This window comes from Cupriavidus sp. WGlv3 (assembly GCF_023952475.1).
GTDB lineage: Bacteria > Pseudomonadota > Gammaproteobacteria > Burkholderiales > Burkholderiaceae > Cupriavidus > Cupriavidus phytorum.
In genome coordinates, this window is the sequence record NZ_JALHRX010000007.1 from 1 (window position 1) to 10,830 (window position 10,830).

Sequence of the window (10,830 nt, forward strand, 5' to 3'; positions counted from 1 at the left end):
TACCTCGATGCCGCGCGTGACCTCGCCCTTCGCGTCCGAAAATACCTTGCCGTGCTCGCGCGTGACCAGCGCGGCGAGGTCGTCGTGGTGCTGGTCCAGCAGTTCCTTGAACTTGAACAGAATGCGCGCGCGGCGCAGCGGCGGGGTGTCGGCCCATGCGGGAAAGGCGGCCTTGGCGGCGGCCACGGCATCAGCTACATCCTGCGTAGTGCCGAGCGCGACGCGCGCGGCAACTTCGCCGGTGGCGGGGTTGAATACGTCGGCCAGGCGCTGCGAGGTGCCGCGTGTCTGCCGGCCCGCGATGCTATGGCCGATGATGGCCTGCACGGCCTCTGCAAGGATGTCTTCCACTTCCGCTCCTGAATGCTGGTTCCCCGGGGGCGATTCTGCCTCCGGTCCGTCCCGTCGATCTTTGCGTCTGGTGAAGACGCTGCCACGCTGCGCCGCGCACCGGCCGCGGCACGTATGGCGTGCGGCACAAGACTTCGGGCCATGGTTGAGCGCAAGCTTGGTGCAGTTGCGCGGCCCCGTCCAATGATTTATCGTCAATCGCAATATAAGCCGCGCAAAATATTGCGACGCACCACATATCACCCTTCCGCCGCCCCCCTTGGACCTCCACCACCTGCGCGCCTTTGTTGCCGTCGCACGCGAAGGCAACCTGACCCGCGCCGCACAGCGCCTGCATCTGACCCAGCCCGCGGTCAGCCTGCAGCTGAAGGCGCTGCAATCGGCGTGGCGCATCCGGCTGTTCGAACGCACCGCGGCGGGCCTGACGCTGACCGCCGACGGCGCCGCGCTGCTGCCGCTGGCCGAGCGCATCCTCGATGGCGTGGGCGATCTGCAGCACACGGTCAACGCCATGCATCACACCGTGCGCGGGCGGCTGGCGATCGGCACCATCCTCGATCCGGAATTCACCCGGCTGGGCCCGATGCTGCGCACGCTGGTGGAGCGCCATCCGCAGATCGGCACGGAACTGCGCCACGGCATGTCGGGCTGGGTGCTGCAGCAGGTACGCAGCGGCGCGCTCGATGTGGGCTTCTACCTGGGCCAGCCGTCCGAAGCCGGTTTCCATGCGCTGACGCTGACGCCGTTCTCGTATTACGTGGTCGCGCCCAAGGGCTGGAAAGAGCGCACCGCGCTGCGCTCGTGGGCGCAACTGGCGACGCTGCCATGGATCTGGACCCCGCCCGAATCGGCGCACAACCGGCTGCTGTCGGCGCACTTCGCAGAGGCAGGCGTGGATCCGGCCAGTGTGCCCAAGGTGGCGCACGTCGACCAGGAAGCGTCGATGCGCGACCTGGTGCGCTCGGGCGTAGGACTGTCGCTGGTACGCGATGCGATTGCGCTGCGCGAGTCGCATGCGCATGGGCTGGTGATCGTCGAAGGGGTCTCGGTACAGACCGAGCTGACCCTGGTCTGCCTGGCCGCGCGCCGCGACGACCCGGTGGTCGCGGCGGCGTTCGGTGTCGCCGAGTCCGTGTTCCGTACCTAGCGCTGCGGGCGGCCCAGCCGGCGCTGCAGCCAGCCGCTCAGCGCCGCGAACACTTCGCCGCGCAGCGGCTGCGCTTCATTGAAGATCTCGTGGTAGCCGTGCTCGAACCAGACCTGCTCGCGCAGGTCGGGCGGCGCGCTGTCGAAGAAGGCGCGGCTGCCGGCCGGGTCCACGATGCGGTCGGCGCCGCCGACCAGCATCAGCGTGGGCGCCTCCAGCAGCGCCGCGTCGGCCTGCGCCTGCGCCATGCCGCGGATAAATCCTTCCAGCACGCCGGCAGTGATGGTGGTCTGCACCAGCGGATCGGCGCGATAGGCGGCGACCACCGCCGGGTCATGCGACAAGTGCCGGGCATCGATCGGATTGGGCACGCGCAGCCGCGGCGCCAGCGTCAGCAGCACGCGGTGCAGCGTCAGCGCCGGCCGGGACAGCCGCAGCGCCAGCGCCGGCGACGACAGCACCAGCGCGCGCACCGGCCGCACCCGCGCGGTGGCAAAGCGCGCCGCGATCAGCCCGCCCATGCTGTGGCCGAGCAGGATCGGCAACTCATGCCAGCCCGGCACCGCGGCATCGTAGATCTCGGCGAGGTCGTTCAGGTAAGTGTCCGGATGGTCCGCGACCATGCGCGCGCCGCCGCTGGCGCCGTGGCCGCGCAGGTCGAAGGCGCGCACGCGCAGCCCCAGGCCGCACAGCAGATCGGCGACATGCTGGTAGCGCCCGGCGTGTTCGGCAAGCCCGTGCACCAGCAGCACCGAGCCGAGCGGTTCGGCAAAGCGTGCCGGATCGGGTTGCCAGGTACGGAGCAAGAGTTCGGTGCCGTCGCGCATGCGCTGGCGGCTCTGCACCGGCGCATGGGTCGCCGCCGGGCTCGCGGCGGGGGGGCTGGCAACGCCGGCCAAGGCCGGATCGTCCGTCATCGGCTGTTCCATCTGCACAGGTCTCCTGCCGGCGCGCGCGGGCCAGGCGCGACGCCAGCTATTGTTGTTATGGAGTCCGCGGCGCCGGCATGTGCCGGCGCTGCCATGGCTACAACCGAGGCCTAATCCATCGCTTAGCCTCACTTAGCCTCGCTTAGCCATCGCTTAGCCGTGGCAGGCGGACGCCTCCGGCTGCGCCATGTCGGCCAGGATCGGGCAGTCCGGCCGGTCGTCGCCACTGCAGTGCTGCGCCAGTTCGCGCAGCGTATCGCGCATCGCCGCCAGTTCGGCGATGCGCTGCTCCAGGTCGGCCACATGCCGCAGCGTCAGCGCCTTGACGTCGGCGCTGGCGCGGTCGCGGTCGTGCCACAGCGACAGCAGGTTGCGGATCTCGTCGAGCGAAAATCCCAGATTACGGGCACGCCGCACGAAGCGCAAGGTATGCACCGCGCGTTCGTCATAGCGGCGGTAGCCGCCTTCGGTGCGCGGCGGCGTTGCCACCAGCCCGATCGATTCGTAGTGGCGGATCATCTTGGCCGATACGCCCGAGGCCTGTGCCGCTTCGCCGATATTCATCACTCGCCTCCCTGGGCCGCGCTGGATGCGCCTGGCGCGGTGCCGGCCTGGGCGCGCCAGCGGCGCAGCAGCAGCGCATTGCCGACCACGCTGACGCTGGAGAACGCCATCGCCGCGCCCGCCACCACCGGATTGAGCATGCCGGCCGCGGCCAGCGGAATCCCCACCACGTTATAGAAAAAGGCCCAGAACAGGTTCTGGCGGATCTTGCGCACGGTGCGGTGCGAGACCGCCAGCGCATCGGCCACCAGCGCCGGGTCGCCGCGCATCAGCGTGATGCCGGCGGCATGCATGGCGACGTCGGTGCCGGTCGACATGGCAATGCCCACGTCGGCCGCGGCCAGCGCCGGCGCATCGTTGATGCCGTCGCCCACCATCGCCACCACCGCGCCGTCGCGGCCCAGCGCCTGCACGCGCGCGGCCTTGTCTTCGGGCAGCACTTCGGCCTGCACGTCATCCAGCCCCAGCGCTTGCGCCACCCGCGCCGCGGCGCCGGCGTTGTCGCCGGTCAGCATCACCGTGCGCACGCCGGCGGCGCGCAGCCTGGCAATCGCCGCCGGTGCGCCCGGCTTGATGGCATCGCCGAACGCGACCAGCCCGGCCACGCGCGGCGGCGTGGTCTGCACCAGCCACGACACGGTGCGGCCCTCCGCCTGCAGCTGCTGCGCCACCGCGGCCAGCGCGCCGGCCGGCGCACCCAGCGACTCACGCAGGCGCTCGCTGCCCAGTTGCAGCGCCTGGCCGTCGACCACGCCGGCAAGGCCGCGGCCCGGCAGGGCCTGCACGCCGCTGGCAGGCGGCACGGCGATGCCACGCGCCTGCGCCGCGGCCAGCACGGCCCGCGCCAGCGGATGCTCGCTGCCGGCCTGCAGCGCGGCCAGCTGCGCCAACAACGCGCTGCCGTCGGCGTCGGCAGGATCGGCCGCATGCAATGCGACCACTTCGGGCTTGCCCACCGTCAGCGTGCCGGTCTTGTCGAAGGCCACCACCCCGACCCGGTGCGCCACTTCCAGCGCCTCGGCGTCCTTGATCAGGATGCCGGCGCGCGCGCCGGCGCCGGTGCCGGCCATGATCGCGGTGGGCGTGGCCAGCCCCAGCGCGCACGGGCAGGCGATCACCAGCACCGCCACGGCATTGAGCAACGCCGCCTCCCAGTCGCCGGCAAACAGGCCCCAGCCCAGCACCGTCACCAGCGCAATGACCAGCACCACCGGCACGAACACCGCGCTGACGCGGTCGACCAGGCGCTGGATCGGCGCCTTGGCCGCCTGCGCGTGCTCGACCATGCGGATGATGCGTGCGAGCACGGTCTCGGCACCCACCGCCACAGTGCGCGCCACCAGCAGGCCTTCGAAATTGATGGCGCCGCCGGTGATGCGGTCGCCGGGCTGCTTGGGCACCGGCAGGCTTTCGCCGGTCAGCATCGATTCATCGGCATGGCTGGTGCCTTCGACCACCTCGGCGTCCACCGGGATGCGCTCGCCGGGGCGCACCACGATTTCATCGCCGACCGTCACGGCGGACAGCGGCACGCTCTGTTCGACGCCGCCGCGCCGCACCCGCGCGGTGTCGGGACGCAACGCCGCCAGCGCGCGGATGGCATCGGCGGTCTGGCGCTTGGCGCGCGTCTCGAGCCACTTGCCCAGGCGCACCAGCGTGATCACCACCGCGGCGCTCTCGAAATACAGGTGCGGCATGGCATCGGCCGGGGTGCGCCACATCAGCCACAGCGACAACCCGTAGGCGGCGGTGGTGCCGAGCGCCACCAGCAGGTCCATATTGCCGGCGCCGGCGCGCACTGCCTTCCAGCCGGCCTTGTAGAAGCGCCAGCCGAACACGAACTGCACCGGCGTGGCCAGCAGCCACTGCACCCACGCCGGCAGCATCCAGTGCACGCCGAACCATTCGAGCACCATCGGCGCTACCAGCGGCAACGACAGCGCCGCCGAGATCGCCACCGGCCACGGGCCGTCCCAGAAGGCCGGGCGGGTGGCCTGCCCCCGCTGGCCGGTCTGGGCCGCGGCGCCTGTCGCAGCCGCTGCATCCGCCACCGGCGTCGCGCCATAGCCGGCGCGCACGACCGCGCCTTCCAACGCCGCGGCATCGGTGGCGCCGCGCAGCAGCGTCACGCTGGCGCGCTCGGTGGCCAGGTTGACGGTGGCTTCGACCACGCCCGGCACGGCGCGCAGCGCCTTTTCGACCCGCGCCACGCACGAGGCGCAGGTCATGTCGGCGATATTCAGTTCGAGGGTGTCGTGGGGCACGCTGTAGCCGGCGTCGGCCACGGCGCGCGCGGCGGCGGGCAGCACCGCGGCGGACGCCGCGCGCAGCGTGGCGGCCTCGGTGGCCAGGTTGACGGCGACGTCGCGCACGCCCGGCACCTTGGCCAGGGCCTTTTCGACGCGTCCCACGCAGGAGGCGCAGGTCATGCCTTCGACCGGCAGACGCCACTCGGGCATGGCGTCGGCTGGCGGGTTGCGGTCGGTGCGGACCGGCTGGGAAGCGAGCACAGCGCTGGAATCTGGCATGGTTCTGAGTTATCCACAGTGTCGATGTCAGCATCATGGACCTTACCATCATTGGAAGGTCAAGGCCCGCCGCAGATGACGCCAGTGCCACGTGCATTAGGAAATTTCCCCTTGCGCTTCCCACCGCGGAAAGGTTCACACTGAGTCTGTCGCGGCCCGATGCCGCGTTTCCATCCGTTCAGGAGCGTTCCAACATGATCCAGTTCCAGGTAGAAGGCATGACGTGCAACCACTGCGTCGGCGCCATCACGCGCGCCGTGCTCGCCGTCGACCCCGCCGCGCGCGTCAGCGCGGATGTGCCGGCCCAGTCCGTTCGTGTCGACAGCGGCGCCGACACGCAGGAGCTGCGCGCGGCCATCGAGGAAGCCGGCTATCCGGTCAGGTCGGTGGCCTGAGCCATCGCCTCTCCAGCAAAAAGGGCGCCCCCGGGCGCCCTTTTCTTCAGCCTGCCGCGTGCCGCTCAGAAGCGGTAGCCCACGTTCAGGAACGTCACCACCGGATCGATCTTGATCTTGGTGTGCGACTGGATCGTCACCGGCCCGGCCTGGGTGGTGAACGACGCCCGCGTCGACAGCGGCACGTAGGACACCGACAGCCCGACGAACCAGTTGTCGTTGATGGCATAGTTGGCGCCGATATTGAACACCGGATTCCACGAGGGTTTGGCGCTCGCGGTCATGCGCGCGCCCGGCGCGAACTCGTGGTTGACGAAGTTCTGGTTGGTGATGGTCTCGTCGGTGAACCAGGTGTAGTTCACGCCGATGCCGACATAGGGACGGAACTTGGTCTTGGCATCGAAGAAGTGGTACTTGACCACCAGCGCCGGGCTCCACTGCTTCACCGAGCCGAGCTTGCCGTACTGGGCGTAGTTGCCGGTGCCCTTGACGTCATGCTTGGGCGGAATGCCCGCCACGATCTCGCCGGAGATGTTGTCGGTAAAGAAGTGGGTGAAGGCCAGGCCGAGCGTGTCGGCGGACTCGATTTCCGCGCCGGTGTTCGGCCGGGTCATGCCGACCGGGCGACCGCCAATGCTGTCCACGGTCAGCGGATCGGCGGAGCTGTTCGGCATCACGCGGAACCAGCCCATGCTGACGATATTGCTGCCCGCGGACTGCGCGTGTGCGGCTCCGGTCAGCGCCATCACGGCGCCCGCGGCCAGCATCTTCTTATAGGTCGATTTCATAATCCTCTTACTCCTCTTTCGGTAACTGCCGCGTGCATTATCCGACCAGCCCGCGCGGGGTTGTTTCATCAATGACACGGATTCGTAGAGGCAGCCCCCTAAAGGGAGGGTTAACCATGAAAAAAAGGGGCGGCAGCGGCTCCCCGGACCACCGTCCGCAGCATCCACGCAACGGTTTATGCCGCGCGGCGGAAAAAACCCTCACGCGGAAGCGGTTTTAGGCGCCAGGCGCGCAATAGCGGCCGCGCGCCTGGCCTGCGCGAAAGTCGTCAGGGCGTGACGATGGCGAAGTTCGGCTCGGCCTTGTCCATCAGCCCGGCCCACGCCGCCAGCGCCTGCGGGTCGCCCTCGACGCGCGCGCGACCGGCCTGGGTCTCGGCCTGCAGCGTGGTCTGGCCGGCCAGCACGCCCATCAGCACGGCGCGCGGCACGGTCAGCGTGGCCTGCGGCGCGGCATGCTGCGCGTCGGCCTTGTAGCGGAACACGCCGTTTTCGACGGTCAGCGCGAAGCGCTTGCCGGTGTCCGGCTGTACCCAGTTCAGCGCCAGCGTCTTGCCGGCGGCACGGTCGCCGTTCAGGCTGATCGCCAGGTAGTCCAGGAACATGGTGTCGGTCATCGCGCGCAGCACGTCGGGGCTGCCGGCGCGGCGGCCGGTCCTGGGCGGGCCGCTGCGCAGTTCGGCGGCGCCGCTCAGGTAGGCGTTGCGCCAGGTCGACGATTCCGCCTGGTACCCGAGCTGCTCCAGCGCGTCGGCCTCGAGCTGGCGCGCCGCCTGGTTGGACGGGTCGGCAAAGACCACGTGCTTGACCACCTCGGCGACCCAGCGGTACTCGCCGCGTGCATAGGCGCTGCGGGCCTGCTCCAGCACGCGCGCCGCGCCACCCATGAATTCGACATAGCGCTTGCCCGCCTCTTCCGGCGGCAGCGGGTTCAGGTTGGCCGGGTTGGCGTCATACCAGCCCAGGTAGCGCTGGTACACCGCCTTGGCGTTGTGGCTGACGGTGCCGTAGTAGTCGCGCAGGTGCCACTCGCTCGCCAGCGACGGCGGCAGCTTCACGCGCTCGGCAATCTCGGCCGGCACGTAGCCCAGGTTGGCCAGCCGCAGCGACTGGTCGTGGATGTACTTGTAGCCGTCGCGCTGCTTGCCCAGGTAGGTGACGATCTCCTGGCGGCCCCAGGTCGGCCAGTGGTGCTGCGCGAACAGCACCTCGGTGCGGGCGCCGAAGCGGTCGATGGTCTCGTCCAGCGCGCGCCACCACTGGTTGGCGTCGCGCACCTGGGCGCCGCGGATGGTGTAGAGGTTGTGCAGGTTGTGGGTGGCGTCCTCGGCCGCGCACAAGGCCTGCCACTGCGGGAAGTACATCAGCATCTCGGCCGGGGCCTCGGTGCCCGGCGCCATCAGGAACTCGATCTGCACGCCGTCGATGGTGCGGGTCTCGCCGGTCTTGTGGATCAGGTCGGTCGGCGGGATCAGCGTCAGCGTGCCGTGCGCCACGCCCTTGCCCAGGCCCGCATCGACCTGGCCGGTGGCCGAGCGCGGCAGGTTGAAACCATACATGTACTGCGCGCGGCGGCTCATGGCGGTGCCGGCAAAGACGTTCTCGCTGACGGCTTCCTCCATGAAGCCTTCCGGCGCCAGCACCTTGACCCGGCCGGCCCTGACGTCGTCCTCGCTGGTGACGCCCTTGACGCCGCCGAAGTGGTCGCCATGGCTGTGGGTGTAGATCACCGCCACCACCGGCTTCTTCGGCCGGTGGCGGAAGTAAAGTTCGAGGCCGGCGCGCGAGGTTTCCATCGCGGTCAGCGGGTCGATCACGATCAGCCCGGACTCGCCCTCGATGATGGTCATGTTGGCGATATCGAAGCCGCGCACCTGGTAGATGCGGTCGGTCACCTGGAACAGGCCATGGTGCAGGTTGAGCCGGGCCTGGCGCCACAGGCTGGGATTGACCGTGGCCGGCGCCACCTCCGGCTTGAGGAAATCGTAGGGGGCCAGCGCCCACACCACGTTGCCCTTGGCGTCGCGGATCTCGGTGTTGTCGAGCGTGCCGATAAAGCCGCGGCGCGCCGCCTCGAAGTCGCGCCGATCCTGGAACGGCAACTGCTGCAGCACCGCGGCGTTGGCGCGGGCGGTGGCATCGGTGGCGGGCTTGCCGGGGCCGGGCTCGGCGGTGGCGGCCGCGGCGGTCCCGGCAAGGCTGAAGGTGGCGGCGGCCAGCGCGGTGGCGGCGGCGGCAAAGGCGGTCGGATACGGCATGCTGGTCTCCTGGATCCTGCGCCGGGCGCAATGGTGCGGCCGGCAACACTCATGTCATTGTGCTGAACATTCAGTACAATGCTGGAGTTTGCTGGCAGACCTCGTCTACTGTCAAATAGAGCCCGGCCGCCCATGCAGGCGGCCGCGACGCCGTGTCTCGCCAATTTGCCGCCCTGTTACCGCCCCCACCATGCCCCCGAACCGTCAGCCCACCGAGCCTGCAACGTCCACCGCCTCCGCCCCGGTCGCGAAGAACCGGCGCGGGCTGGAAACGCGCGAACGCGTGCTCGCGGTCACGCGCGGGCTGATCAGTGCGCATGGCTACGCCGAGGTGACGCTCGACCAGATTTCCGCCGAGGCCGGCGTGGCCAAGAGCAGCCTGCTCTGGCATTTCGGCAGCAAGGAGATGCTGCTGGCGGAGGCCGCCACCAGCCTGTTCCGGCAGATCGGCGAGGAACTGGGCGCCGAGCCGCACCACGGCAGGACCGCGGCGCGGCGGCTCGAGAACAGCTTCGACCGGGTTGCCGGCTATCTCAGCGCCAATCCCGAGGCCAAGGGCGTTGTGCTGGCGCTGCTGTTCTCCGGCAGCGTGCCGGCCAGCGTGCGCGAGGAAATCCGCCGCAGCTGGGACAGCCACGTGCAAGACCTGGTCGCCGCGCTATCGGCCCCCGGCCGTCCGCTGCCGGCGCCGATGGCGCGCCTGATGATCGCCACCATCCACGGCTGCTACTGCCACTGGTACGCCAGCGACCGCAGCGAACCGGTCGCCGCCTTCCTGGCGCCGGCGCGCGCGCTGTTCGGCGACTGGCTGCGCGAGCGCGACCGCGAGCGCTGATCAGGCGCGGCTGGCGAGCACGCACGCGGCCAGGTCCCACAGCGCATAGCCCACGCTCTTGAACACCAGCGGGCTGCCGGTGCACGCGCGGATCGCGTCGGCCTGCAGGATCGCGCGCTCGAACGGCTGCACGGCGGCCCAGTCGATGCCGGCCTGCAGCAGGTCGCCGGCCTCGTCCTCGATGCCGAACAGGGTATCGGCCAGCAAACGGCCATGGTCCGCGGCGGCATGGCACAGCGCCGGCGGCAGTTCGCACATGTCGGGCCGGAACGCGCCGACCGCGGCAATGAAGTGATGGTCGTGCCAGAGGCCGCTGTCGAGGTCCGGCAGCACCGGGCTGCGGCTCGACGTCACCGTGACCACCATCGACACGCGCGGCAATACCGCCGCGACCGACTCGGCCACCTGCGCTTCCACCCCCAGCGTGCGCGCATGCGCGGCCAGCGCCTCGGCCTTGTCGCGCGTGCGCGAATGCAGCCACAGCCGGCGCACGCCCAGCCCGGCGACGAAGGCCTCCAGGTGCGTCAGCGCCTGCACGCCCGCGCCGACGATCAGCAGTTCGCCGTCCGGGCGCGCGGCAAATCGCTGCGCCGCCAGCAGCGACACCGCCGCGGTGCGTCGCCCGGTGACGGTGGGACCGTCAAGCATGGCGATGCGCGCGCCGGTATGCGCATCGGCCACCACCACTTCGCCGAGGATGCTGGGCAGGCCGCGCTGCGGGTTGCCGGGATGCACGGTGATGTTCTTGGTCATCACCAGCTCGCGGTTGCGCGCCGGCATCACCAGCAGCGTGCCCGCGCCCTGCTGCGCGTCGCCGACCGGCAGCGCGATACGCGGCGGTGCCATGGCGGTGCCGTCGCGCAGCTCGGCCAGCATGTCGGCGATGGCTTGCGCCAGTTCGGGATACGGCAGGCGCGCCGCGGTGGCGGCGGCATCGAGGGCAACGAGGGACATGCGCGGGCTCCGGCGAGATATGGCGAAGCGCCATTATTGCCCACGGCCAGCGGCGTTGGCCGCGGCACCGGGTCCGAACAC

The 10,830-nt window shown here is 70.2% G+C and carries 10 protein-coding genes; 3 read left to right on the forward strand and 7 right to left on the reverse strand.

The window, feature by feature from the left end:
- The coding region (locus MKD38_RS13775; protein ID WP_371925699.1) for an aldehyde dehydrogenase family protein at positions 1–327 on the reverse strand (327 nt) is incomplete at its 3' end.
- Between the two features lie 283 nt (positions 328–610).
- On the opposite strand from MKD38_RS13775, the gene MKD38_RS13780 reads away from it, so the two are divergent.
- Positions 611–1,498, forward strand: a complete 888-nt coding sequence (locus MKD38_RS13780) for a LysR family transcriptional regulator (RefSeq protein ID WP_252677605.1) — start codon at positions 611–613, stop codon at positions 1,496–1,498.
- Here MKD38_RS13780 and MKD38_RS13785 read toward each other — a convergent pair.
- The 3 genes from MKD38_RS13785 to MKD38_RS13795 all read right to left on the reverse strand — a co-directional run bounded on the left by MKD38_RS13785 (position 1,495) and on the right by MKD38_RS13795 (position 5,519).
- On the reverse strand, positions 1,495–2,427 hold the full coding sequence (locus MKD38_RS13785; protein ID WP_252677607.1) for an alpha/beta hydrolase: 933 nt from the start codon (positions 2,425–2,427) through the stop codon (positions 1,495–1,497). The genes MKD38_RS13780 and MKD38_RS13785 overlap by 4 nt on opposite strands.
- 153 nt (positions 2,428–2,580) lie before the next feature.
- Entirely contained in the window at positions 2,581–2,991 is a 411-nt protein-coding gene (cueR, locus tag MKD38_RS13790) for a Cu(I)-responsive transcriptional regulator (RefSeq protein ID WP_240073112.1), read from the reverse strand.
- Complete coding sequence (locus tag MKD38_RS13795) at positions 2,991–5,519, reverse strand: heavy metal translocating P-type ATPase (protein ID WP_305882520.1); 2,529 nt, start codon at positions 5,517–5,519, stop codon at positions 2,991–2,993. Before MKD38_RS13795 ends, cueR begins: the two co-directional genes overlap by 1 nt.
- Positions 5,520–5,713: 194 nt before the next feature.
- Between MKD38_RS13795 and MKD38_RS13800 the strand changes: the two genes are divergently transcribed.
- Positions 5,714–5,914, forward strand: a complete 201-nt coding sequence (locus MKD38_RS13800) for a heavy-metal-associated domain-containing protein (RefSeq protein ID WP_252677610.1) — start codon at positions 5,714–5,716, stop codon at positions 5,912–5,914.
- 65 nt (positions 5,915–5,979) lie between these two features.
- Here the strand turns inward: MKD38_RS13800 and MKD38_RS13805 are convergent, their stop codons facing one another.
- Positions 5,980–6,702 carry an OmpW/AlkL family protein gene (locus MKD38_RS13805; RefSeq protein WP_252677611.1) on the reverse strand — a complete coding sequence of 241 codons (723 nt, stop codon included), beginning with the start codon at positions 6,700–6,702 and terminating at the stop codon, positions 5,980–5,982.
- A 269-nt stretch (positions 6,703–6,971) separates the two neighbouring features.
- Positions 6,972–8,960 carry an alkyl/aryl-sulfatase gene (locus MKD38_RS13810; RefSeq protein WP_252677613.1) on the reverse strand — a complete coding sequence of 663 codons (1,989 nt, stop codon included), beginning with the start codon at positions 8,958–8,960 and terminating at the stop codon, positions 6,972–6,974.
- A gap of 190 nt (positions 8,961–9,150) precedes the next feature.
- Between MKD38_RS13810 and MKD38_RS13815 the strand changes: the two genes are divergently transcribed.
- The gene (locus tag MKD38_RS13815) at positions 9,151–9,795 is read left to right on the forward strand and encodes a TetR/AcrR family transcriptional regulator (protein ID WP_252677615.1); all 645 of its coding nucleotides are present in this window, start codon (positions 9,151–9,153) and stop codon (positions 9,793–9,795) included.
- Here the strand turns inward: MKD38_RS13815 and MKD38_RS13820 are convergent, their stop codons facing one another.
- On the reverse strand, positions 9,796–10,749 hold the full coding sequence (locus MKD38_RS13820) for a delta(1)-pyrroline-2-carboxylate reductase family protein (protein ID WP_252677617.1): 954 nt from the start codon (positions 10,747–10,749) through the stop codon (positions 9,796–9,798).
- Between the last annotated feature and the right edge of the window lie 81 nt (positions 10,750–10,830).